We start from the raw sequence: 25,663 nt of genomic DNA, 5'->3' as shown, positions 1-25,663 counted from the left end.
GAGGAATGGCAGGATAAAATACCTTTGTCTTATGAATAGAATCAAAAAAGTTTTAGCGCTTGTTCATGTCATTATCTGGGCTTTTGCTTTGGTAAATTTTACCCTGGAGGTTTTGGTGAATGACAGGCCCTTCAGGCCGCAGGCACTATTGATAGGACTCTATGTTTTTTATGCCCATTTATACACCTTTACGAAATGCCTGAATAAGAGGAAGTTTAAAACCTATCTCGGGCATCTGACCTTAATTTTTTTGACAGGGCCCCTTCCCTTTTTACTGTTTGCTTTCTTTATAGCTGGAAAGTTTAACACCTGGATGGGTTTTCTGAACTACTATGGTGACTCTTTATCGATCGTTTTCATCTTTATCGTTGCCAGCACTATTGTTGGAATTATTCAGAACCTAATTATCAATACAGTAAAAAAAGAGCAACTGGAGAAACAGGTCATCAATAGCGAGCTCGTTTATTTAAAGTCACAGATCAATCCGCATTTCCTGTTCAATACCCTCAATAACATCCATACCTTAGTTTACACGCAGGATCCCGCAGCACCTGAGGCCATGATGCGTTTGTCGTCCCTGATGCGCTATATGATCTATGAATCCAATGCGTCAACTGTCCCACTTTCCATTGAAATAGATTATCTAAAGGACTACATAAGTCTGCAGCAGCTACGGTATAAGGCATCCCCCATTGTAGACTTTCAGGTAGAGGGCAATACAGAGACCTTCCAGGTTGCACCGCTGTTATTCATTCATCTTCTGGAGAATACTTACAAACATAGTCCGTCCCGATTAAAACCAGGCTCCATAAAGGTGAGGATAGCGGTAAAAGAGAATCTACTTACTGCCACTTTTCAGAATCCAATCGGGAAAAAATCTGGTTCCTTATTGGAAGAACCAGGTGGCATTGGCTTTTCAAATATTCAAAAACGCCTGCAATTACTTTACCCGAATCAGCATAGTCTGGTAATCAATAAAAATGATGAAATTTTCACAGCAGAATTAAAAATCACGAATCTTCATACACAGATCCATGAGAAAAAAGCTCAGTTGTTATATAATTGATGATGAGCACCTGGCTCAGAGAATACTGGAAAAGTATGTAGCAAAAGTTTCCTTTCTGGAGCTGAAAGGAAGCTTTGAGAGTCCGCTGGATGCAGTTGACCGAATGGACGAAGACAAGCCCGACCTGCTGTTTCTAGATATAAATATGCCTGATCTGGATGGACTGAGTTTTATTCCTATGCTCAATCCCAAGCCGATGATCATCCTGACCACTGCCTACGATCAGTATGCCCTTAAAGCCTTTGATCTGGAAGTGAAAGATTACCTGTTAAAGCCCATATCTTTCGAGCGCTTTTATAAAGGAGTACTACGCATTTACCAGGAGTTAAACCCCCAGCACCAAGCAGAGCAAATAGAAGCAACCGCAACGCAAAAAAACGAGCAGGAATACGTTTTTATAAAAGCAGGTACGCGTATTCAAAAGGTTGCTATCCGCGACATTTTATTCATTGAGGGAATGAAGGATTATCTCCGAATCCATACCAACAAAGAGAAGATGATGACCTTGATGAGTTTTGCTAAGTTACAGGAACTGCTACCTGACAAGAAATTTTCCCGTGTGCATAAATCCTTTATGGTTGCCATCGACAAAATTGATCACATTGAAAAAAACAGGATCAGCATAGCTGATCAAATGATCCCGATTAGTAATACGTATGCAGATGCTTTCTACAAAGTGTTGCGAGATTTTAAAGACTTGTGATTCCTGTGAGGCTGATTTCATAACTAAATAGCCGTTCGCTATCTTAATCGAAAAATGTGTTAACTATTCCATGAATGCCTGATTACTGCTACTAATCAGGTATTTTTATTTCAACGACTCTCTCTTTCAAGCTATTTAGCCTGGCATTTACTAGTTCATATGGCAGAACGGCAACCTTAAGAAAAACGCTGAAGGATATCGATTCTTTTTAACCATCCGCAACATGCTAATTTAGGTATAGCTTGCTTTGCTTATAGTGCAAAAATTCATATCATTACGTAGCATTTTTTCTTTAAAATTAATGCTCAAGGAGCCTTTTTAAAGGTGTATTCCAACTACCCTGATTTTGCCCTTCTTTTACCTATGCTATGAATATAAAATATCCCTATTCTGCACCACTTCAGCACCTGTTTCAGCTGAGTATTTGCCTATGTATACTTTGCGTGTTCAGTTGCCGCAGCAAAAGCGATGAATTGCGGCTGCAAAACAAGAATTTTGAGCAGGAAATTGCCCGGGAGCAGAACCTGGTTTTCACGTTCGACAAAGACCTGGTGGGTGATTCGCTTTTGAACCAGTGGGATACGATTCCCTACCTGACTATCTCACCAAAGGTGGCAGGCAAGTACAAATGGACCGCCCCGAACGAGCTCGTCTTCTCACCAGACAAGCCCTTTGCCCCTACTACCAATTACAAAGCAGAGCTAACCGAAAATCTGCTTCGGCACACGACTGAAAAGTACAAGATACCCGCCGGTCAGGGCCTTACTTTCCATACTCCCTACCTCAGGCTGCAGCACATCAAAAGCTATTGGGTAGCCAACGAGAACAACCCGAACCAGCTCGAGGCCAGTTTACAGCTGGACTTTAACTATCCGGTACTTTTCCAGGAATTGCGGGAGCATCTAAAGGTATATGCTGGAAATAAAGAACTGCCCATAGAGCTGGCTAGCGGTAACCGAGACAACGTCACCATCCGGGTTAAAAATGTGGCAGGACAAGAGGATAAAGAGATCCCGCTGCGACTACAAATTGCCAAGGGCTTGAGCGTGGCGGGAAGCACCTCTCAGACTGACCAGACTATTGAGCGGGATGTACTCTTACCAAGCCGCCAGCGTATGATGGTAGCAGAGGTGGTGACAGCATTGGAAGAAGGTCAGGAGCGCATTTATATCCTTACCACGCAGCCTGTTACCAATAGCAATATCAGCAACCTGATCGAGGTTAGCCCACGACGGGAGTATACAGTGGAGCGCCTGCAAAACGGTTTGGTACTGAAAGGTAACTTCAACCAGAACAGCACCTATACCCTTACCCTCTCCGGTGACCTGGCAGGTATGGCCGGAAAGCCGATGGGCCAGCCTTACCGGCACAGCGTCACGTTTGCCACCACACAACCAAGCATCAGTTTTGCCAATGGCAAGAGTATATACCTCAGCAGCCAGGGTGCCCGCAACATTGCCCTTAACCTAAACCAAGTGCCGCGCATTAAGGTGAGTATCAGCAAGGTATACGAAAACAACATTCTGCACTACCTCCGCGAGGGCAAAATGTACGACGGCTACTACGACGAGGAAACGGAAGAGTACTACTCCAGCTCCTACTACGATGTGAACGAAAACAACGGCAACACGCTTTTCGAGCGCGAGTACAACACCGAAAGCCTGCGCAAGCAAGGCAGCTCCTACCTGCTCAACCTCAACCTGCACGACCTCGATTTCGACAGCCAGTTCAAGGGCCTGTATGTGATCACCGTCGCCAGCACCGATAAAAACTGGCTGAAGGATTCTAAAATTGTGTCGGTGTCGGATATCGGTTTGATCGCCAAGCAGGGCAAAGATGAAGTAGTCGTATTTGCAAACTCTATTCGCGAGGCCAGCACCCTGGAGGGTGTGGAAGTTCGCTTTATCAGCACCAACAACCAGGTGGTGCACAAAGCTACAACTGACAAAGACGGTGTAGCCCGGTTCAGCAACACCGGCACAGCAGCACCGGACTTCAAAATCGGCATGATTACGGCCCGCAAAGGAGACGACTTCAATTACATGCCTTATAGCCAAACGCAGGTGAATACCTCCCGCTTTGAAGTGGGTGGCAAACGCCTGACGGATCTTAACTACGATGCCTTCATCTACGGCGACCGCGACCTCTACCGCCCCGGCGACACCATTCATGTCAACACCGTGGTGCGCACCCCGGACTGGAAAACGGTGGCTGGACTACCGATCAAAACGAAACTACTGCTGCCTAACGGCAAAGAGTACCGCAGCACCAAAGGCAAGCTCAACAATCAGGGCGCCAGCGAAACCAGCTTCATCCTGAACGGAGCCGCTGTTACCGGCACCTATACCTTGGAGGTATACTCCGGTAACGATGTGCTGCTGAATTCTAAGAAGATTGGGGTGGAAGAGTTTATGCCCGACCGCCTGAAGGTAACGGCTGAACTGAACAAGAAAACATATAATGCAGGCGAAAAACTGATACTAAACCTCACGGCGCAGAACCTGTTCGGTCCGCCAGCCGCTAACCGCAACTATGAAACGCAGCTTAGCCTGAAAAAGAAAAGCTTCGAGGCCAAACGCTACCCTGACTATACCTTTGATATCCATACTTCCGGCTCCATAAACATCCAAACTAGTACCAGACAGGGCCAGACGGATGCGCAGGGTAAAGGGCAGGAAACTTTTGAACTGGAGGACTTCAAAGACATCGGCTTACTGGACGGCTCACTTTATACCACTGTTTTCGATGAAACTGGCCGACCAGTCAACCGCCTCAGCAAGTTTGACGTGAGCACGCAACAGGCTTTTTTCGGTATTCGGAACTTTTATGACTATGTGAGCACACGCAGCGCACTTAACATTCCGCTTATCGCTCTCGATCGCACCGGTTCGCCAGTTACGGCCACTGCCAGAGTGCAACTTGTGCGCTATACCTACGAGTCGGTGATTGCACGTCATAGCGACGAGTACAGCTACAGATCGCAGCGCAGGGAGCAGGTGATTATTAATCAGGATATGCAAATACTTGCAAGTGGCGCTGTGTTTAACTTTACGCCTGTTACTTCCGGGCAGTATGAAATTCGTGTGATGCGTCCGGGAGCCTATAACTACGTAGCGCAGGAGTTCTATGCCTACGGCTGGGGCGATACTGAGAGTACTTCCTTTGCCGTGAACACAGAAGGCGAAGTGGATATCTCACTCGACAAAGAAAAATACGAGGTAGGCGACCAGGCCAAGGTTTTGTTCAAGTCTCCTTTTGCCGGAAAGATCCTGGTAACGGTGGAGCAGAACAAAGTGCTGAGCTACTACTACCTCAAAACGGACAAAAAAGCTGCATCGCTTACCCTGCCGATAAAAGACGAGCACCTGCCAACGGCCTACATCACAGCTATCGCATTGCGCCAGGTAAAAGACAGCCAGATGCCGCTGACCATTGCCCGTGGCTTTAAACCAATGACGGTGACCAAAAAAAGTACGAAGCTGAGTGTATCGATACTTGCCCCAGAAACATCCCGCTCCAGCAGAGTGCAGCAGGTGAAGGTAAAAACTGCTCCAAACGCCGAGATAACGCTGGCTGTGGTAGACGAAGGTATCCTGCAGATCAAAGATTACCAGACCCCGGACCCGCACGCCTTTTTTTATCAGAAACGGGCGCTGGAGGTAACGGGCTATGACCTGTACCCTTTCCTGTTCCCGGAACTAGGTACCCGCTCCAGCACAGGCGGCGATGGCTACGATCTGGCAAAGCGCATCAATCCGTTGACCAACAAACGGGTGAAACTGGTCTCGCTGTGGAGCGGGCAGTTAAAGGCAAATGCTAGTGGCGAAGCAACCGTAAACGTGCGTATACCTGAGTTTTCAGGTGCAGTGCGCATTATGGCCGTGGCTTACAAGGACAATGCCTTTGGCTCTTCCGAAAAGATGATGCGGGTTTCAGATCCGGTCGTGATCAGTACGGCGCTGCCTCGTTTTGTGAGCCCAAGGGATACGCTACTGGTGCCGGTAACACTCAGCAATACGACCACGAGCAAAGCCACAGCTGCCAGCACGATTTCGGTGACAGGTCCTTTGCGTGTGGTGGGAGAAACCAGGAAATCAACAGGTATAAACCCTAACACAGAAGCACAGGTTACTTACAAACTTGTAGCAACACCTGCCATTGGTCAGGCAACGGTGAAGGTGACGGTTAATGCGCTGAACGAGTCTTTTGCCAGCAACACCGATATCACGGTTCGTCCTATCGCACCGCTGACCAAAGTAACAGAGTCCGGAAGTGTGAATGACGGTGCTACAGCCGACATCAAACTGGCCAACGACTTTATACCTTCGTCGGTGTCAGCGAAACTGGTGGTGAGCCGTTCGCCGCTGGCACAGTTTACGGATGACATTACCTTCCTGCTGCGCTACCCGCATGGTTGTCTGGAGCAGACCACTTCCACAGCTTTCCCGCTGCTCTACTACACTGACCTGGCCCGTTCGCTGCAACAGGACCAGAAGAGCCGCAGCTTTAACCCCAACTACCTGGTGCAGGAGGCCATCACCAAAATTGAGCTGATGCAGCAGTACGACGGCGGCTTCACTTACTGGCCTGGCGCCACCTACACCGACTGGTGGAGCAGCACCTATGCCACACATTTTTTGCTGGAAGCGAAGAAAGCCGGCTTTCCGGTAACGCAGGATGTCTTGGACAAAGCGGTGCGCTACCTGCAGCAAAAGGTAAAAGGCAAGGCCATGGAAGAGTACCGCTATTACGATGCCAACCGCCAGGTGCAAAGCAAGTACATCGCCGCCCGCGAGACCACTTACTCGCTCTATGTGCTCAGCATCGCCGGCACGGTAGATTGGTCTACCATGAACTACTACAAAGCCAAGCCTGAGCTACTTTCGATAGATGCCCGTTACCTGCTGGCCAGCACCTATGCGATGAACGGCAGCCGCGAGAGCTTCAACCAGATTCTGCCCCGCTCCTTTTCCGGCGAGACATCGGTCCGTGCCCTCGGTGGCAGTTTCTACTCCCCGATACGCGACATGGCCATTTCGCTGAATAGTTTGATTGAAGCTGATCCGGATAACCCACAGATCGGTACGCTGGCACGGCATTTATCCGATGAACTTCGTTCCAAACGCTGGTACAACACCCAGGAACGCGCCTTCGCTTTAATGGCCTTGGGCAAGCTTTCGAGCAGAAACCAGGGCGACCAAACGGCGCAGGTATACCAGAACGGTAAAGCTATCGGCTCTTTCTCTGGCAATGACCTGACGCTCACCAACAACATTGGCAGCGGCCCGATCAGTATTCGAGGTAAGGGAGCAGGCACGCTCTACTATTTCTGGGAACTGGAAGGCATCAGCCAGAGCGGCGATGTGAAAAAAGAAGACAACTATCTGAAAGTGCGCAAAACCTTCTTCGACAGGAATGGCAGGGAGATCACCAACAACACCTTCCGGCAAAATGACCTGGTGGTCGTGCGTGTGGAACTGCAGTCTTTGGATGGTAGAAGTATTCCGAACGTGGCTATTACCGACATGCTACCAGCTGGCTTCGAAATAGAAAACCCACGCCTAATGACTGCCCGTGAATTCGGCTGGATAGAAGCGCAGAAGCCCGCTACGCCAGACCATATTGATATCCGCGATGACAGAATTAACCTCTACGCCACGGCAAAACCGGAGCAGCAGTATTTCTTCTACCAGGTAAGAGCAGTGTCGAAGGGAACATTCCAGTTAGGTCCGATCGGAGCCGATGCCATGTATAATGCGGAGTATCATAGTTACTCGGGGGGTGGGGTTGTGAATGTGAGGTAAGAGAGTTTGGATTAATGGCGCGAGCTCCCACGCTCATGACTTGTTATCGTGGGGGCTCTAGCCCCTATTGATAAAATAATTAACAAAATGGGCCAGAGGCCCCACCATAATAGACACGAGCGTGGACGCTCGCGCCATGGGAACTAAATGACAACGCAAAAATCAACTTATACCCTATTCCAACGGCTGCTCACTTACAGCAAGCCTTGGCTCCGGTATACATTATACCTTGCGCTAGCGTTATGCCTTGCATTCACCCTACTCAACTACCTCTACCCACTCAAAGTAAACATCTCCTACTCCCCCATAATCACCGCCTCAGACGGCAGCGTGATCAACGCCTTTCTGAGCCGGGATGATAAGTGGCGGATGCAGCTGGAGCCGGACGAAATAAGCCCTGTATTGAAGAAAGCGGTGCTGCTGAAGGAGGACAGGTATTTTTATTACCATCCCGGTGTCAACCCCTTTGCCATTAGCAGAGCCTTTGCCAATAATCTGCTGCAAAATAAAAAGACCTCCGGCGCTTCCACCATTACCATGCAGGTTGCACGGCTGCTTTACCCGCAAAAACGCACCTATGTCAACAAGCTGTACGAGATGTTTCGGGCACTGCAGTTGGAGTGGCATTACAGCAAAGACGAGATCCTGCAGCTATACCTGAATCTGGTGCCATTCGGTGGAAACATTGAAGGCGTGAAGGCAGCATCTGTGCTTTATTTTCAGCAGTCGCCCAGGCAGTTGAGTCTGGCGCAGGCGGTCACGCTGACGGTTATTCCAAACAAGCCTTCTTCGCTGCGGATCGGAGAGCAGAATGAGCGGATCGTGGACTTCCGAAACAAGTGGTTGCGCTACTATAAGGAGCAGGAGGCTTTCCCGATTGCGGAAGTTGAGGATGCTTTGCTGGAGCCGCTGGAGGCTCGTAGGCAACAGGCTCCCAAGGTGGCACCGCACTTCGCCTATCGTATGTTCCGCAGGTATAAAAACCAGCCGATCATCAAAACTACACTCAACCGGCAGGTACAGGAAAAGGTGGAACAATTGGCCTACAACTACATGCAGCGACTCCGCTACCAGAACATCCACAATGCGGCTGTACTGGTGATTAACAACCAGACCCGGGCTGTTGAAGCCTATCTGGGATCGGCCGATTTTAATGACTTTGGGCACCACGGGCAGGTGGATGGCGTGCGGGCAGTTCGCTCCCCGGGCAGTACTTTAAAGCCATTCCTCTACGCCGCTGCTTTCGACAAAGGCCTGCTTACACCTAAAACTGTCATCACCGATGTGCCTGTAGATTATGCAGGGTACCGTCCGCAGAACTACTTTGGCAACTACAATGGCAATGTCACCATCGCACATGCGCTGGCTACTTCGCTCAACGTGCCGGCGGTAAAGGTGCTCGATCAGTTGGGCGTTTATACCTTTGTGCAGAAGCTGAAGCAGGCAGAATTTTCGGAGATGAAACGCAAGGGCAACCAGCTCGGTCTGTCGCTGATCCTGGGGGGCTGTGATGTAAAACTGGAGGAGCTGACGCTCCTCTATTCCGCTTTTGCCAACCAGGGCAGGTATAGCCCCATCAGATGGCTGCAACAGGATACGACAAAACTGGAAACGCAACTGCTATCTCCGGGATCGGCTTACATAACGAATCAGATCCTGACGCAGCTCACACGCCCTGACCTGCCGCACAATGCGCATAACAGTCCGAACCTGCCAAAGATCGCCTGGAAGACCGGCACCTCCTATGGCCGCAAAGATGCCTGGAGCATTGGCTATAACAAAAAGTACACGGTGGGTGTATGGGTAGGCAATTTCTCCGGTGAAGGAGTACCCGAACTGAACGGCACTGACTCGGCCACTCCCCTGCTTTTCGACATCTTCAACAGCATCGACTATAACTCCACTGACGGATGGTTTCAACAACCCAAGGGCATTGGTTTAAGAGCGGTATGTGCCGAAAGCGGCAGCCCGGCCAACAGTTTCTGCCGAAACCAGGTGCTGGATACATTCATCCCCGGCATCTCCTCTACCCAAAAGTGCAACCACCTGAAACGCATTGCTGTTTCTGAGGACAAAAGTCATAGCTATTGCACCAGCTGCCAGCCAGCGACAGGTTTTGTGCAGCAGCTATACCCGAATCATGCTCCGGAACTGCTTACCTTTTTCGATGCGGAGCGGATTCCCTATACGCCAATTCCGGCACACAACCCGCACTGCAGCCGTGTTTTCAAAGAGTTTGCACCCCTGATTACCTCTCCCACCGCTGGTATGGAGTATTTACTGGAACAGGAAGAGCGTCAGCAACTGATGCTGCACAGCAATGCCCACAATGAGGTGAAACAGGTATACTGGTACATCAACGACAAATTTCTCAAAGCCACAGCCGCCAACGAAAAGGTGTTTTTTGAGCCGAAAAAGGCCGGCAGGTATAAGATCTCCTGCACCGATGACCAGGGAAGGAATACCGATAGTTATATCACGGTGAAGTTTCTGTAGACCGCAGCAAATTAATCTTCTATGGCTTCTATACCTTGTTGCTTTAGTTGCTCCAGGTGGTCTTTCATCGCCTTTAGTTGCTCCGCGGGATGCCCCTGCCATTCCGTCACTTCACCAGTTACCCGAAGCGGACTCCGGGAGCGGTATGATTTGGTCGGATTTCCAGGGTATTTCTTGTCCGTTAAGTTAGGGTCATCTTCTATCGTGCCGGTCGGTTCCACGGTATAAATTCTGCCGGGGCCATCTCCGTAGGAAAGTTCGGCTCCCCAAATAGCGGCATCCATGGTGGCAGTCAGGTAAACATAAGTTGCTTTTTTCCGCTTCCCGTAATTCGAACTGAAACCGGGTTCAATCAAATCTCCTGACTTCAGGTTAGCTTTCGTACCATGATAGAATAGTACTGAACCCTGAATATCCTTTTCCTCACTGCTTACTGATTTCATCTTCAATTATTCTTTGTGATTACTACTCCCAGAATATGATTGGTCTACGTTAAAAATACATGCGTAAGCCCAGTTACTGCAGAAGTACACAGGCTCTTAGGGCTTAATAGCTTCACTTTACACTAACTCTAATATAGGAAAATTTTCAGCTATTATAATCTGGAAAAGACCAGATTTCGCCCTAGGTCGTCCAACACTTTCTATACCTTCATTTCTTCCTGATAACACATCTGTAAAAATGCCTGCATTATACTATTGTAACCAGCCATGTTAGCACCAACACTCATTCTATATTTTACTATATTGGGAGTCTTGATAAATTACTAGCTGAAAGCACAACCTGTAAATTGTTTCAGTCAACTAACTGGCTACTAAACCAGCATCGCATCTTTATGAAAAAACAATTACGCTCCATTGCCTTGGTTATCATGCTTTGCATACCTTCTACGCTACTGGCACAACAAAAGAAGCAGAAGTTTGAGCCCGAAGAGCTGGCCAATCCGCTGATGGGCACGGACTCCAAGGTAAGCCTGTCGAATGGCAACACCTACCCTGCCGTGGCTGTGCCCTGGGGCATGAACCTGTGGACGCCACAAACCGGCAAGATGGGAAACGGCTGGGCCTATACCTATGATGCGGACAAGATCAGAGGATTTAAACAGACGCACCAACCTTCACCCTGGATGAACGACTACGGCCAGTTTGTGATCATGCCGGTGACAGGCAAATTGCGCTTCGATCAGGATGCAAGGGCCAGCTGGTTCTCACACAAATCGGAGGTAGCAAAGCCTTACTACTACAGCGTATACCTGGCCGACCACGATGTTACCACTGAGTTTACGCCTACGGAGCGTGCCGCCCAGTTCCGCATTACCTACCCAAAATCCGACAGCTCCTTTATTGTGATCGATGCGCTAGACAAAGGCTCTTATGTGAAGATTATACCTGGCGAGAACAAAATTGTGGGCTATACCACCAAAAATGCCCGCAGCAATCCAGTTGATTTCAAGAACCACTTCGTTATCTATGCTGACAAGCCTTTTACAATAGCCTATACCTGGCACGACTCGACACTGGTGAAAGACAAACTGGAAATGAATGCTAATCATGCGGGCGCTATTGTCGGGTTCAAAACAGTGAAAGGCGAGCAGGTGAATCTGCGGGTGGCTTCTTCCTTTATCAGTCTGGAGCAAGCTGAATTGAACCTGAAGCGTGAGCTCGCTAATGACAATTTTGAAGCGACTAAACGGAAAGCCAAATCACTTTGGAACGAAGCCATGAGCCGCATCACGGTAGAGGGTGGCACGGATGAGCAGATGCGCACTTTCTACAGCTGCCTTTATCGTACGCTGTTTTTCCCTCACAAAATGTACGAGCTCGATGCCAGCGGCAACCCGGTACACTACAGTCCTTATGACGGTAAGGTATACCCGGGGTATCGCTTTGCGGGCACGGGTTTTTGGGACACCTTCCGTGCCCTATACCCTTTCCTGAATCTGGCTTACCCGAGCATCAACAAAGAAATGCAGGCTGGTCTGGTAAACGACTACAAAGAAGGTGGCTGGCTGCCGGAGTGGTCCAGTCCGGGATATGCCAACATCATGATCGGCAACAACTCGGCTTCTGTGGTGGCCGATGCTTATTTGAAAGGCCTGCGTGGCTATGACATCGATAAACTGTACGAAGCCCTGCTGCACGGTGCCAACAACGAGGGACCGATCACGGCCATCGGTCGCGCTGGTGCACCTTACTACAACAAACTCGGCTATGTGCCTTATGATGTGAAGATAAACGAAAATGCGGCCCGTACCCTGGAGTATGCCTACGATGACTTTGCCATCTATCAACTCGCCAAAGCGCTCAACAGGCCACAGGAAGAAATCAAACTTTATGCGAAGCGAAGCCAGAACTACCGGAATCTGTTCGATCCTGCCACCGGACTCATGCGCGGCAAGAATCAGGACGGCACGTTTCAGTCTCCCTTCAACCCCTTCAAGTGGGGCGATGCTTTTACCGAGGGCAACAGCTGGCACTACAGCTGGTCCGTGTTCCATGACGTGCAGGGGCTGATTGACCTGATGGGTGGCCGGCAAAACTTCGTAGCCAAGCTGGACTCGGTGTTCACGCTGCCGCCGGTCTATGACGAGAGTTACTATGGTAGTGTGATTCACGAAATACGCGAAATGCAGATCGCTAACATGGGACAGTATGCCCACGGCAACCAGCCCATCCAGCACATGATTTACCTCTATAACTATGCCGGAGCGCCTTGGAAGGCGCAGTACTGGGTACGCGAGACCATGAATCGCATGTACCAACCCACTCCCGACGGCTACTGCGGCGATGAGGACAACGGACAGACCTCTGCCTGGTATGTTTTCTCAGCCATGGGCTTCTATCCGGTTACCCCAGCCGTGAATCAATATGTGATTGGTGCGCCCTTGTTCAAAAAAACAACGATAAAACTCGAAAATGGCAAAACGTTCGTGATCGAAGCGCCGTCTAACAGCAAGGAAAATCTGTATGTGCAGAAGGCCACCCTCAACGGAAAAAAGCACGAGCAGAACTGGATCTCCCACGAAGACATCCTGAAGGGCGGTAAACTTAAATTTGAGATGGGAGCTAAGCCTGACACGAGCCGTGGCACACAGGAAAGTGCAGCGCCCTATTCTTTCACCAACGATAAAACTGCAACGCAGCACCTGAAATAAACCTTATAAACACTAAACTATACCTGATGCCATCCATCACGCCTATCGCAACTGAAGAAGTAGCTTCTCAGCCAAAAGAGTCTTCGCGGGACTATAAGAATTATACTTCGCCGCTGATCGTCGTTACGCTCCTGTTTTTTATGTGGGGCTTCATCACCTGCATGAACGACATCCTGATACCTAAACTACAGGAGGTGTTCACGCTGCAGCTCTGGCAGGCCATGCTGATTCAAACTGCCTTCTTTGGGGCTTATTTTATCGTTTCGTTCGTCTACTTCTTGCTTTCAGTCAGCAAGGGTGACCCTATCCAGAAGATCGGGTATAAAAATGGTATCATCATCGGTTTGATCGTGGCGGCGCTGGGCTGTACCTTGTTTTACCCGGCGGCCGTGTTTCACAGCTACGGCTTCTTCCTGATGGCTTTGTTTGTGCTGGCATCCGGCATTACAGTGCTGCAGATCACAGCCAATCCTTATGTAGCTATTCTGGGTTCGCCTGAAACATCTTCCAGCCGCATGAATCTGTCGCAGGCGCTTAACTCATTTGGCACCACGATCGCTCCCATCATTGGTGGTTACCTCATTTTCGACCAAGTGGCATCTGCTGAGATAGATACTGCAGATTCTGTCAAACTCCCCTACCTGGGGCTGGCTGCTCTTTTGCTGCTACTGGCCGTTCTAATTAAAGTGGCGAAGCTGCCGCGTTTGGAAGGAGGCGGTAAAATTGAACGGGGTGCTGGGGCCACAAAGTATCCGCATCTGGTACTGGGCATCATCTGTATTTTCATGTATGTGGGCGGCGAGGTGAGTATTGGCAGTGCACTTATCAATTATATTAAGCTTCCGCAGATCACAGGCTTGTCAGAGTCAGAGGCGAAGCATTACCTGGCTTTTTATTGGGGTGGAGCCATGATCGGTCGCTTTTTCGGTGCTGTAGCGCTGAGCACTTTCAAGCGCACAGGCAAGTTTGCTGTAATTGCACTTATAGCACTGGTTACTTTCCTAACAGTATACGTGCTGTATGACCTCAACCAGGCATTGATCATATTGGGTTTGATCGTACTGAACGTGGTTGTATTGCTCCTGGCACGTTTTATACCTAACCGCACTGTGGGTCTGTTTGCCATGGCCGTGATCGGGCTGCTACTGATCGGTGTGCTGGCTGAAGGTTCGCTGGCCATGTGGGCGATCATTGCCATCGGTCTGTTCAACTCCATTATGTTCCCAACTATTTTTGACCTGGCCATTAAGGGACTCGGCCGCCACACCAGCCAGGGCTCATCGCTGTTGGTCATGGCAATTGTGGGCGGTGCCATCGTACCGCCGCTACAGGGTCTGTTTGCCGACCTGAGTGGTGACCTGCAACTCTCCTTTATCATCCCGATGATCTGCTACGCCTACATCGTTTATTATGGCTTTGTGGGGTATAGAGTGAAGGAGGCCCAGATATAGCGCGAGCCAGTGATAATAAAACAAGAAAGCCTCTCTGGATTTGGAGAGGCTTTCTTGTTTTTAACTAATGCTACACCTAATCAAGGGGCCATAGCAAAAAGCTTCTTATTCGGCCTGCTTCCCAGGTAAAACGTAATCTTCCCGCCATTCATAATCTCATCATGCGTCAGGTAAGTGCGCTGAAGCGGCTTCCCGTTCAGCTCCATTTTCTGCACATAGACATTCTTGTCACTCTGGCCTTTCACGTCAACCGTAAAGGTCTTGCCATTCTCCAGATTGATCGTGGCTGATTTCACAGCCGGGCTGGTAATGGCATACTGGTCAGAACCAGGCGCTACCGGGTAAAAGCCCAGGGCGCTGAAAATGTACCAGGCGCTCATCTGCCCAAAGTCATCGTTACCGCCCAAACCATCTACTGTCGGTTTGTACATCGCCTTGAGTACCATGCGGGTGCGCTCCTGTGTTTTCCAGGGCTGGTCGGTCCAGTTGTAAAGGAAAGGCACATGGTGAGAAGGCTCATTGCCGTGCACGTAGTTCCCGATGATGCCCTCCCGGGAAATGTCTTCGGTGTTCTCAAAGTACTTGTCCGGCAGCTCCATGGTGAAGAGCGAGTCCAGGTGCTGGGCGAAGCGGGTCTTCCCTCCCATCATCGCGATCATTTGCGCCGGATCGTGGGGAACATAAAGGCTGTAATTCCAGGAGTTGCCTTCGATGAAGCCTTGTCCGTGCGTGTCCAGCGGGTCAAACTCTTTCTTCCAGGTGCCGTCGCTCAGTTTGGGGCGCATAAAGCCAGACTTGGCATCGAACACGTTCTTATAATTCTGGGCTCGCTTGCTGAACTCCTCGTAGATGTCCTGCCGGTTCAGTTTTTTTGCCATCTGCACGATGCACCAATCGTCGTAGGCGTACTCCAGCGTTTTCGATACAGACGAACCGTTCTTATCCTCCGGCACATAGCCCATGTCCATATAGTATTCCAGCCCATCGTAGTAACGGGTGCGGGCGGTCTGCACACAGGCATCCAGGGCGCGGTTAGCATCGAAATTACCGTTGCCTTTCAGCACCGCATCCGCGATCACGGGCACAGAATGATAGCCAATCATGCACCAGTTTTCGTTCGCATAGTGCGACCACACGGGCAGCATCTTGTGCACGCTCTGGTCGTAGTGCGCCAGCATGGATTTGATCATGTCGTTGTTGCGGGCAGGTTGCAGGATGTTAAACAGCGGGTGCAGCGCCCGGTAGGTATCCCAGAGCGAAAAGCTGGTGTAGTTTGTAAAACCATCGGCCTGATGCACGTTCATGTCCAGCCCTCTATACCTGCCGTCCACATCCATGTAAGTGGTCGGTCCAAGGAAGGAATGGTACATGGCGGTGTAGAAATTCACGAGATCGTCTTTGCCAGCGTCGACTACCACTTTGTTCAGTTCTTTGTTCCAGGCGGCTTGTCCTTCGCGCTTTACCTGCTCAAAGTCCCAGTGCGGAATTTCGGCCTTCATGTTAGCCAAGGCGCCCTCGGTACTCACTGGCGACAAGGCAAATTTGATCTTGATCTTCTCTCCTTCTTCTGTTTTGAAATCGAAGTAAGCACGGATCTTTTTACCGGCAAACTCCGGGAAGTTTTTGGTCTGGTCGAACTTGCGCCAGAAGCCTTTGTATGCCTGAGCCTCCGAGTAATCCTGGTTGCCATACTGGTGGAAAGGCTTGCTGAAGGACATGGCAAAGTAGACTGTGCGGGTGCGGGCCCAGCCGTTGGTCTGGCGGTAACCAGTGATCAACGTGTCGTTCTCGACGCGTACAAAAGTCCAGGTAGTTTTGCCGTCGTAGTTGTAGATGCCTGACATCAGATCCAGGATGATATGCGCCTCGTCTGACTTGGGGAAGGTATACTGGTGCATGCCCACGCGGTTGCTGGCCGTGAGTTCCGCCATGATGTTGTGGTCATCGAGCTTTACCTTGTAATAAGCGGGCTCTGCCACTTCGTTTTGATGTGAAAAAGCAGAGCGGTAACCACTTTCGGGTTTGTCAGCTGTGCCCGGATTCAGCTGTAGTTTGCCGGTGGTCGGCGCAATCAGGAAGTCGCCCAGGTCGGAGTGGCCGGTGCCACTGAAGTGGGTATGGCTGAAGCCGACAATCGTTTTATCGTCGTACTGGTAGCCAGCGCAGTACTTGTACACGTCCTTGTTGTACTTGTCATTCACTTCGTAAGGGATGGTATCGGTATCGGGACTCAGCTGCACCATACCAAATGGCACGGTGGCACCCGGGTAGGTATGGCCCATTTTGGCAGTGCCGATCATCGGGTTGACGTACTTAACCAGGTCAGGTGCTGCCTTCTTTTGAGCAAAGGTCAGGCAAGGTATAAGCAATAAAACTGATAGGGCGATACTTCTCATAAGGCAATCTGTTTGTGGAGAATCGGATTTTAAGGATAGCTTAAAGTTAAAGCTTATTTTTAAAAACAAAGCTCTCAATCAGCTACCTGGTGCAGGTAATGAAATTCACCTTCTTAGATTTAAAAATGCTGCTTTCAAACTGTCAGCAGAAGCAGTCAGAAGTTTTCGCGGCAAATTGACTAAATTGCACCTTAATTGATCTGTGTTCCCTGCATATAAACACCCCATCTTATGAATTTTATTGCCCTTGATTTCGAAACGGCCACGCCACAGCGTGACAGCCCTTGTGAGATAGGTATAACCGTGGTGCGGGAAAGGGAAATCGTTGAAACACGGTCCTGGCTGATCAAGCCTTTGTATTACCCCCATTTCAACTCTTTTAATATAGCCGTGCATGGCATCCGGCCGGCTGACGTGAAAGATCAGCCTGATTTTGCTGAGTTGTGGCCGGAATTAAAGCCTTACCTGGAAGGGCAGCTGCTGATCGCCCACAATGCCAGTTTTGATATGAGTGTGCTCCGCAAAACGCTGGCAACTTATAATATCCCGCTTCCGGAGGCACGCTATACCTGCAGCCTCAAATTCTCGAAGAATATCTGGAAGGGCATGCACAAATACGACCTCAAAACGCTCTGCAACATGCACCGCATTGATTTTCTGCACCACCGGGCTGCCTCCGATGCCGATGCCTGTGCCAGGTTATCGCTGAAAGCGCTTGCTCTGACAGGCACAAGCTCCGAAGAGGAGTTTGATGCACGGATGGGTTGCAAGATCGCCCGGGTTTAAGTCGTAATAAGAGCTACAGTTCTTCAACAAGTTCCTGTCTAAGCGACCCACCTTCTGGCTGCATCTTTTTCGTCAAATGAAAAAGACCGCTGCTCAATAGAAGGCACCATTGTAAACACGCCGGACATCAGGTGTTGTAGCCAGTCTTTATCTGTGACAAGTGCAATCTTTTTTACCTTCTCCAGAACGTCTCCAAAGTTAGATAAGATAAAGCTTACCCGCTCCTGTACAGCGGCAGGCTCCACTCCTTCCGTAGCGGCCATCTCCAGGTATAAATTAAATGGTGCCGCAGACTCCAGTTCCGGTTTGATGACTTTTTGCGAGGCTTTCATGTCCCGCACATCCAGTTCACCCTCTACCCGGAAGGCCAGTACCTGGTCGTGGCCAATGTCTATTTTCTTTATCATCTTGCCTTGTGTTATAGGTTAAATAAATCGATCACCATGCCCGGGCGGCAAACAACACGGCTGCCAGTAGCAGCACAAGTCCTACCAGTTCGCCCAGTCGGCTGATGATCTTGTAAAGTAGTTTTTTGTATTTGTCTTGCATCGGCTTTCAGCTTGATTACACGATTTCGAAGCGCTCCGAATAGATGCGCCGCCAGTCTACGCCCAGGTTATGCAGCCCGATCTCAACCACATCCATCAAGGGACCCGGACCGCAGATGAAGTACATGAAAGTTTCCGGCTTGTCGGGCAGGTATTTAGCCAGCATCTCCTCATCGATCCGACCACCTTCCCCGTCAATGTCCTCGGGCAGATCCTCTTCTTCCGGCACATCTTCTATCACATGAATGATGCGCAGGTCTATCTCTTTGCTGATCTCAGTGAGCTCCTCCCGAAAGGTCACGTCTTTCCATTTCTTGCTGGCATAAAGCAGGATGGCTTTGCGGGGGTCCTTGTCGTCGCGCATGGTACGCAGCATGCTCATGCCGGGGGTGATGCCGATGCCGCCCATCACCAAAAACAAATGACTGTCCGGCTCCGGTGTAAACGAACCGAATGGCCCTTCCAGGTATACCTGTGCGCCCTTGGGTATGTCTTTGAAAGTGGAAGTGAAATCGCCTGACTCCTTGGCTGTGAAGCTGATCGTGCTGTCGCGGGCGCTGGAGGCAAAGGAGAAGGGATGCTGCTGCAAGGTGAAGGGGCTATCGTTTACGGTGATCCAGGCAAACTGCCCGGGTCTGAACAGCATCTTTTTTCCAGACTCAGGTTGGAGAGTGAGCGTCCAGCATTCGTCTCGTTCGTCTTTTACCTCTGTCACCCGGTAAGGCTTTTTGCGGTTGAGCCAGGGCCTGACAATGCGGGTGTGCAGCACCAGGTACATGCAGGCGCCCAGCAGCAGCGCGAGTGTGATCTTTTTCCAGAGCGGGTCCAGGTAATGCGACACCTGTATGGAGTGCACCACGCCAACAAACACGATCGAGAGTGCCAGAAAACCGTGGAGCAGACGCCACTTCTCGTAGCTCAGTTTGAAAGCCAGCCGCCAGACGCTCGTAATGGTAATGGCAATCAGCGCCACCGACACATAGGATAGCGCAATGGCCCGCAGCAGGTTGACGCCCGGGTCGAAGTAAGAAAGAAATTCTGTGTTGTTCAGGATCAGGATGACGGGATGCGCCAGGATGAAGAAGAATGCGACCAAGCCCATCTTGCGGTGAAAGTGCACGATGTTGTCCATGCCGAAGGTAGGCGCGACCCAACGAAAGCGACCGGAGAACAGGAACTGCAATCCGAAAATGGCGAGTGCTATAAAACCTAGGGCTACGCCCAGTTCTGTCCAGAAATCGCGGACGGCAGGTATGGGCCCTACCAGGGCGAGGCCCAGCGGCACCAGGGCAAGTATGGTGAATAGTAATAACCAGGAAAAACCTCTCCGGTAAGAATATCTCATCTCTCGTCAATTATCCTGCCCGGCTATACCTATCAAGCCTTGTTCACATTGTCAGGGCTTAGGAACCGGACGGTTCATCATTTAAAGCCTAATGTACAGTATACTGATTTTCAGGTATATTGGTCGATAGAAAAACAGAATCCGGAGGAGTAGCCTGCTCTATGCTATTGTTTTGCTCCAGGTAGGGCGCCAGGATTGGGGCCATTCCCCGGAGCACCTGCACAGGCAGCGAAGAGGTGAAATGAAAACCTGCCGCCTCACGACCAGGCACAAAAGCGGTCAGTGTACCAAAATGGTTATCGCCGATGAAAAACACGAAAGTAGCCGTGCGGTTGACGCTGCGGGAAGACAGCCGCTGCCCTCTTTTGTTCATGGTCACCACCCGGTTGTCGCCTGTGCCAGTTTTGCCACCGAGCCGGAGGCTGTTACCGTCCGTACCCGGTATACCGCCCTGCAAACGGCGGGCAGTACCGGTATCCACCACGTCCAGCAAAGTTTCCCGCACGAGCGCAGCTACTTCCGGTGCCAGCACCTGCTCCCCTTCTCCCTCCTGCCATTTCAGGCCGGTTTCGTAAGGTGTCTGTCGGGCAAAGTGCAGTTCCTCAATGCGGCGGGTGCGGTGGCGTACGCCATCGTTCAGAATGATGCCCATTAGCTCCGCCAGCGCTTCGGGGCGGTCACCGGAAGAGCCGAGGGCCGTCGCCAGGGAAGGCACGAGATGCTGAAACGGATAGCCCAGTTTCTGCCAGCGCTGCTGTAGGTCGGCGAAAGCATCGAGCTCGAGCATGGTGCGGATGCGGGAGTCGCGGGCGCTCTTGTGGCGCGAGCGGAATAGCCACTTGTATACCTCTAGCCGGGTGTCCATACTCGCCTCCGCCACTTCCGGCCAAGTAGCTTCGGGGTACTGCTGCAGGTATTGCAGGAGCCACAGTTCCAGCGGATGCACCCGCGAAATGTAGCCCTGGTCGTTCAGATCGAAAGCCTCCGGTCCGAACTGGTGGTAGAGCTCCATGATGCGCTTGTTTTTAAGCTTCTTTTCCCATGGCAGCCGCTCCCGCATCATACGGGTGAAGCTGATGGAGTCTGTATCCGGGTAAAAGAAGCGGTGCACAGTCGCCAGTCGGACGGAGTTTTGGCGCATACCTTTGAGCAGTGTTTCAAAACGCTCTTCCTCCGTTTTGCCCTTGTACTTGTGCCAGTAGCGAAGCAGGTAGGTCTCCCCTTCCCGGTTGGCAAAGCGGGTGAGATATTCCTTGCGACGCGGATCTGCATCGTTGCCGAGCAGACTGCCACTGCCTCCTGTCTGCTGCTGTATGCTGTGCCGCACCACGTCCCGCGTCAGCCTGACAAAAGGCAGGTTAATGGATTTGAGGAAGGCTTCCCGCACGGTCGGGTTTCGGCCATTGTCGGTATTGCTGAAGTTGTGGAAGGTATGCATGCCACCACCGGTGAAGAAGCGCTCATGCGGACTCGCCGAATAGCGGCGCTCCATGGCGGCATCGAGGGTGGCAGCCAGGCTTTTGTCTTTGGCCTGCAGCAGGTAGCGCAGCACCCAACGACTCAGGTTGTCCTGCGAAGCTGCCAGCGCCCGGCGCAATTCCCCTGCCGGCTCCCCGGCATAGCGGGTATGGAGCGCTTCGATCATATCGAGGTATGTGACGAGCATGCGAAGCTTAGCCGTGGAGCCCAGTTCTAATTTGCTGCCTTCGTTCAGGTCCAGCGGCTGGTCGGTGTTATCGGTTTGCACACGCACCAGGTTGCCCTGAGGACTGCGTTCATACAGCGTAAAGCTATACCTGATTTCAGCTGCCTGTTTTGGACTGAGCAGTCGCTCTCCATACAGGCCCACGCTCCGGGCTCCATACAGGCCCACGCTCCGGGCAAAAGCAGGATCGCTCAGGCGCTGCAGGTAGGTGCTCACCTCGCCCTGCAAGGCGTGCTCCAGTGTGGTGGTGGCACCTACATCCATGCGGTCGAGGTCGTAGAGGGTTTTGCCCAGCATACCTGCCAGGTGGGTACGCACCATCAGCGACCCTTTGTTTGTTTCGGCTGGCACCGTTATCGGCTCTGCGCTGAAATCCCGGAAGGCGACATCCTGCGACAGGCCTGCATCCCGCAGCTCAGTGCTGATGTGCCCGTTATCAGCGAGCAGCCGAAGGTAACTGCTGGTGAGCTCGTTCAGCGCCTGGCGTCCGCCTTCGTTCAGGTAGTAGGCAGGGCGGCGCTGGGCAATGAACAGCGACAGTACCTGCCGCAGTGCCTGTCCCTGTGCCTGCAGACTATCCCCCGCTGCTGCCGGCAAACTCAGCAGGCGGTTCACTTTTTCCGGATCACTTCCAAACCAGACCCACAAGCCATCGCCCAGACCGTGCACTTCTCCATAGCCCGGTGCTCCGTAAAGCGGCAGGTTGTTCAGGTACGACAGCACCAGGGCCTGACGGGCCGGCATGGTTTCGGGGCCTGCCTGGTAAGCGCGTACGCTGGCCGAAACCATCTGCTGCAGCTTGGCACGCGGACTCACCGTGATGCCCGCCGGGGAGTGTCGGAATTTTTCGAGCTGGGTGGCAAGGGTACTGGCTCCCATGGTCTGGTACTCCAGGCCCACGCGGCTGGCCGCCAGGTGCAGACCAGCTTTTGTGAAGCGCAGCCAGTCCACAGCCGGGTTCATGTAAGGCTTCTCGGGGTTCAACAGCTCCCGGTTCTCGATAAATAAAAGCGATGAGGTGATCAGCGAAGGGATGGCCTCGTAACTGGCGTACAGGCGGCGCGGGTATTTGAAATCATACACCGGTCTGCCCTGGAAATCGACGATGCGCAGGCCGGCCTGTGTTTTTTCGGGATAAGGCGCAAAGTAGCCCCGGGAGGTATACTGCATCAAAGCATCTGAAAAACGGGCCTGCTGCACTACTTCCATCCCCCGTTCTTCTACCCGGTCGAGCAGCTGGGGCAAATGGGCGTAGCCGAGGCGTCTGTCAAATGGACCGGGCTTAGGGTATACAATTGCATCGCTCCGGCCAGGCTCCACCTGATAGGTCAATGTGGCGGCATAACGCGCTAATTCGCGCGACTGCAAACGGGATGTACGGGTTTCATAAAGCACGGCCGCGACGACAACTCCAATTATGATGAGTGTGGTGCCAAAGAGCATCCATTTGAGGATGGTCCCACGCTTTTTATTCTCTCTACTGGCCGTGTGGGTGGGACGGTAATTGCTGACTACCATCACCTAAGTGTTTTTGTTCGAAAAAAATCTGGTAGTCTTTGTACGTTTATTTTGTGTTAAAAGTGACTTTAAATTTAGGCGGAGTTCCGCTCGGCATTAATGATACCGAATGAGCATCGCACCACCAGCTTCTCGTATACCTGTTTTGCCTGCTGCTGCGGGTCCTGCTCTTCCAGGGTGCGGATGCGGGCCAGGGCGTACTGCTGTATCGTGATCAGGGGCAGCTCGATGCGCTGCCGCAGCTGAATCGAGAGTTCGTCCATCGGTTTGTCGGCCATCAGCGTGTCGGCTCCCGCCAGCATGAGCACATACTTTTTGGTTCGCTCAAACTCTTCATATATCTGCTTCCATAGTTCTCCATAGGTGGGATGTTCCGCCAGGTAGGCTGTGACCGGGAAAAAGCATTTTTTCATGGCCATCTCGCAGTTGTCGAGTAGGGTCTTGAAGAAGAGTGAGTGCTTGTAAAGCTGCTGCAGCTTCGGCCAGTCACCTTTGGCATGCAACGCCTCCAGAGCCTTGCCCACGCCATAGTAGCCCGGCAGGTTCTGCTTCAGCTGACTCCAGGCACCCACATAAGGCACGGCCCGCAGGTCATCCAAGTTCAGCTTGCCGGCTTTGCGCTTCGAAGGGCGGCTGCCTATGTTTGCCTCCCCGTAGTAGCGCAACGGACTCACGTACGTCAGGTACTCCAGGAAAACCGGGTTGTTCTTCAATTCGGCATAGGCTGCAAAGCTTACCTCTGCCAACTCCTGCAGCAGCTGGTCATCTTCCTGGCTCAGGGTGGACTTTTTGCGGTCGAAGAGACTGTTGCTGATTCCGGCATGCAGCAATTGCTCCAGGTTGAAGCGGGCCGCATCTACTGAGCCAAAGTTGGAGCTTACCGTCTGCCCCTGAATGGTCAGCTGGATCTCTTTGTTGGCGATGTTGTTGCCCATGGAGGCGTAGAATTGCTGCGTCTTGCCACCACCACGTGCCGGCGGACCTCCCCGCCCGTCGAAGAAAATCACTTCTATGCCATATTCCCGGCTCACCTGCGTCAGCGTTTCCTTGGCTTTGTAAATACTCCAGTTGGCCATCAGGTAGCCGCCGTCTTTGGTGCCGTCCGAAAAGCCGAGCATAATGGTCTGGGTGTTGCTTCGCCACTGCAGGTGCTCCCGGTATACCGGATGCTCGTAGAGCTGCCGCATCACAGCAGCCGCTTGCCGCAGGTCCGTGATCGTTTCGAAAAGCGGTACAATGTCCACGGTTAGTGCTTCGGGCTGCCAGCCATTCAGGCGGAATAAGGTATAGACCTCCAGCACATTGAGGGCGCTGGTGCAGTGGCTGATGATGTAGCGGTGGCATCCCTCCTCCCCGTTACGCTCCTGTATGGTCCGGATCGCGGCTACCGTCTGCAGGGTGTCCTGCAGCAGTTCATCGTCCGCAAACAGATCGGTGTCTTTCAAGCTGCCTGCTATACCTGTCAGGGCATCTATTTTCTTCTCCTCCGGAAGCTGCGCATAGTCTTTTGGCAGCAGGTCGGTTTTTTGAGCCAGTTCTTCATAAAGGTGCGTGTGCACCGAGGAATCCTGCCGGATGTCGAGCGTGGCGAAGAAAAGTCCGAAAAGCTCCACTTTGGTGATCAGCGCTTCCACCTGTTTTAAAAACAAACTGTTGTGCTCCTGCAGCAACAGCCTGCCAATCTCCCGCAGCGATTCCAGTATCATTTCCTGCTTCAGGTCCAGGGTATAGCCGGGCACAAACAGGTGATTGTAAAGTTTGGCTTCCAGTTCCTTGAGCAGGTCTTCCACGCCCCTGAAAGTCAGGCGGCGCCTGAGTCGGCGCACGTCGGCGTAGTAGGCTCGGATGGCGGCTACCCGCAGTGCATCGGCCACTTGCAGGGTGGTGTCTGCTTTTACAAACGGATTGCCGTCGCGGTCACCTCCCGGCCAGAAACCCATCCGGATCAGTTTAAAACCCGGCCGGATCACGCCCGGAAACTGCGCGTCCAGGTACGAGATGATGTCACCGGCAGCGCGGTAAAACACATTCTCCAGAAACCAGATCAGGCTGATGGCCTCTTCGTAGGGGGTAGGTTTTTCTTTCTTGAAAAAAGGCGTCTTGCCCAGCTGCCGCAGGTATGAGTGCGCCTGCGACGTGTTGTCGGTTGCCAGGGCCTGCGACAGGTCATTAATAATGCCCAGCACATTGCTCGGATAGAACTGCGTGGGGTGCGCCGTGAGGACCATGCGCACCGCAAAGTCATGCAGCTTGCGGGCCAGCTGCTCCTGCGCCTGCTCGTGCAGCACCGCAATGCTGAGCTGGTTCAGGGTGCCGGCCCCGTGCATGTCGTGGGTGTCGCGGAAAGCGGCCTCCTCCAGGGCATCGAACAGCACCACCTGCCGCTCGGCATATTGCACAAAACGAAACAGCAGATCGTGCTGCTCCTGCTCGGTGCGGTAGTGGGTATACTGCGCAAAAAAGCTCTGGATGATCTCCTCAGGACTCTGCTGACGCTGATAACCGTCCTCACAGTGCAGCACGAGCAGTGAGAGCAGCACGCCCGTTTTTTCTACCCGATGGAATGGCAGCGAAGAGAACAGGCTGTTATACATTTCATAGCGCGTACCCACCAGGGTGGAGAAGGCTTCCAGGTTGGTATCAGCTCGCAGGGTGTTATGCGTGGTCATAGGCTCTGAAATTTTTTAGCTC

General features: G+C 51.7%; 13 protein-coding genes. 7 read left to right on the top strand and 6 right to left on the bottom strand.

Annotation, left to right across the window (positions count from 1 at the left end; genetic code table 11):
- Nucleotides 1-31 precede the first annotated feature (31 nt).
- The 4 genes from Q1A54_RS05505 to pbpC all read left to right on the top strand — a co-directional run bounded on the left by Q1A54_RS05505 (nucleotide 32) and on the right by pbpC (nucleotide 10,069).
- Nucleotides 32-1,066: a sensor histidine kinase gene (locus Q1A54_RS05505; RefSeq protein WP_299985711.1), complete on the top strand. Its 1,035-nt coding sequence runs from the start codon at nucleotides 32-34 to the stop codon at nucleotides 1,064-1,066.
- Nucleotides 1,035-1,769, top strand: coding sequence for a LytTR family DNA-binding domain-containing protein (locus Q1A54_RS05500; protein WP_299985710.1), 735 nt, complete (start codon nucleotides 1,035-1,037; stop codon nucleotides 1,767-1,769). Before Q1A54_RS05505 ends, Q1A54_RS05500 begins: the two co-directional genes overlap by 32 nt.
- 473 nt (nucleotides 1,770-2,242) lie before the next feature.
- Complete coding sequence (locus tag Q1A54_RS05495; RefSeq protein WP_299985708.1) at nucleotides 2,243-7,573, top strand: MG2 domain-containing protein; 5,331 nt, start codon at nucleotides 2,243-2,245, stop codon at nucleotides 7,571-7,573.
- A gap of 147 nt (nucleotides 7,574-7,720) precedes the next feature.
- Nucleotides 7,721-10,069, top strand: coding sequence for a penicillin-binding protein 1C (gene pbpC / locus Q1A54_RS05490; RefSeq protein WP_299985706.1), 2,349 nt, complete (start codon nucleotides 7,721-7,723; stop codon nucleotides 10,067-10,069).
- Between the two features lie 11 nt (nucleotides 10,070-10,080).
- On the opposite strand, the gene arr is transcribed toward pbpC, so the two are convergent.
- Entirely contained in the window at nucleotides 10,081-10,512 is a 432-nt protein-coding gene (gene arr, locus Q1A54_RS05485) for an NAD(+)--rifampin ADP-ribosyltransferase (RefSeq protein WP_299985704.1), read from the bottom strand.
- 392 nt (nucleotides 10,513-10,904) lie between these two features.
- On the opposite strand from arr, the gene Q1A54_RS05480 reads away from it, so the two are divergent.
- Nucleotides 10,905-13,223: a GH92 family glycosyl hydrolase gene (locus Q1A54_RS05480; RefSeq protein ID WP_299985702.1), complete on the top strand. Its 2,319-nt coding sequence runs from the start codon at nucleotides 10,905-10,907 to the stop codon at nucleotides 13,221-13,223.
- A gap of 26 nt (nucleotides 13,224-13,249) precedes the next feature.
- Nucleotides 13,250-14,674, top strand: a complete 1,425-nt coding sequence (locus tag Q1A54_RS05475; protein WP_299985700.1) for a sugar MFS transporter — start codon at nucleotides 13,250-13,252, stop codon at nucleotides 14,672-14,674.
- 80 nt (nucleotides 14,675-14,754) lie between these two features.
- Here Q1A54_RS05475 and Q1A54_RS05470 read toward each other — a convergent pair whose 3' ends face one another.
- Nucleotides 14,755-17,127 carry a GH92 family glycosyl hydrolase gene (locus Q1A54_RS05470; protein ID WP_299986905.1) on the bottom strand — a complete coding sequence of 791 codons (2,373 nt, stop codon included), beginning with the start codon at nucleotides 17,125-17,127 and terminating at the stop codon, nucleotides 14,755-14,757.
- 174 nt (nucleotides 17,128-17,301) lie between these two features.
- Here Q1A54_RS05470 and Q1A54_RS05465 point away from each other — a divergent pair, with 174 nt between their 5' ends.
- Nucleotides 17,302-17,856 (top strand): 3'-5' exonuclease, encoded by a 555-nt coding sequence (locus tag Q1A54_RS05465; protein ID WP_299985698.1) that lies wholly within the window; start codon nucleotides 17,302-17,304, stop codon nucleotides 17,854-17,856.
- A 38-nt stretch (nucleotides 17,857-17,894) separates the two neighbouring features.
- On the opposite strand, the gene Q1A54_RS05460 is transcribed toward Q1A54_RS05465, so the two are convergent.
- From Q1A54_RS05460 to Q1A54_RS05445, 4 genes are all read right to left on the bottom strand, one after another.
- Nucleotides 17,895-18,263: an STAS/SEC14 domain-containing protein gene (locus tag Q1A54_RS05460; RefSeq protein WP_299985696.1), complete on the bottom strand. Its 369-nt coding sequence runs from the start codon at nucleotides 18,261-18,263 to the stop codon at nucleotides 17,895-17,897.
- Nucleotides 18,264-18,420: 157 nt separating this feature from the next.
- Complete coding sequence (locus Q1A54_RS05455; RefSeq protein ID WP_299985693.1) at nucleotides 18,421-19,749, bottom strand: ferric reductase-like transmembrane domain-containing protein; 1,329 nt, start codon at nucleotides 19,747-19,749, stop codon at nucleotides 18,421-18,423.
- An 88-nt stretch (nucleotides 19,750-19,837) separates the two neighbouring features.
- On the bottom strand, nucleotides 19,838-22,972 hold the full coding sequence (locus Q1A54_RS05450) for a transglycosylase domain-containing protein (RefSeq protein ID WP_299985691.1): 3,135 nt from the start codon (nucleotides 22,970-22,972) through the stop codon (nucleotides 19,838-19,840).
- A 74-nt stretch (nucleotides 22,973-23,046) separates the two neighbouring features.
- Entirely contained in the window at nucleotides 23,047-25,641 is a 2,595-nt protein-coding gene (locus tag Q1A54_RS05445) for a phosphoenolpyruvate carboxylase (protein WP_299985689.1), read from the bottom strand.
- Nucleotides 25,642-25,663: the final 22 nt, after the last annotated feature.

The sequence above is a fragment of the uncultured Pontibacter sp. genome, from assembly GCF_947502515.1.
Taxonomy (GTDB): domain Bacteria; phylum Bacteroidota; class Bacteroidia; order Cytophagales; family Hymenobacteraceae; genus Pontibacter.
Note: the sequence above shows the minus strand (reverse complement) of the source record. Positions and strands in the feature narration are given on the sequence as shown.

Bases quoted from the DNA above. Each gene is read 5' to 3' on its own strand.
- Q1A54_RS05505 (WP_299985711.1), top strand. From the start codon at position 32: ATGAATAGAATCAAAAAAGTTTTAGCGCTTGTTCATGTCATTATCTGG.
- Q1A54_RS05500 (WP_299985710.1), top strand. From the start codon at position 1,035: ATGAGAAAAAAGCTCAGTTGTTATATAATTGATGATGAGCACCTGGCT.
- pbpC (WP_299985706.1), top strand. From the start codon at position 7,721: ATGACAACGCAAAAATCAACTTATACCCTATTCCAACGGCTGCTCACT.
- arr (WP_299985704.1), bottom strand. From the start codon at position 10,512: ATGAAATCAGTAAGCAGTGAGGAAAAGGATATTCAGGGTTCAGTACTA.
- Q1A54_RS05480 (WP_299985702.1), top strand. From the start codon at position 10,905: ATGAAAAAACAATTACGCTCCATTGCCTTGGTTATCATGCTTTGCATA.
- Q1A54_RS05475 (WP_299985700.1), top strand. From the start codon at position 13,250: ATGCCATCCATCACGCCTATCGCAACTGAAGAAGTAGCTTCTCAGCCA.
- Q1A54_RS05465 (WP_299985698.1), top strand. From the start codon at position 17,302: ATGAATTTTATTGCCCTTGATTTCGAAACGGCCACGCCACAGCGTGAC.
- Q1A54_RS05460 (WP_299985696.1), bottom strand. From the start codon at position 18,263: ATGATAAAGAAAATAGACATTGGCCACGACCAGGTACTGGCCTTCCGG.
- Q1A54_RS05455 (WP_299985693.1), bottom strand. From the start codon at position 19,749: ATGAGATATTCTTACCGGAGAGGTTTTTCCTGGTTATTACTATTCACC.
- Q1A54_RS05450 (WP_299985691.1), bottom strand. From the start codon at position 22,972: ATGGTAGTCAGCAATTACCGTCCCACCCACACGGCCAGTAGAGAGAAT.
- Q1A54_RS05445 (WP_299985689.1), bottom strand. From the start codon at position 25,641: ATGACCACGCATAACACCCTGCGAGCTGATACCAACCTGGAAGCCTTC.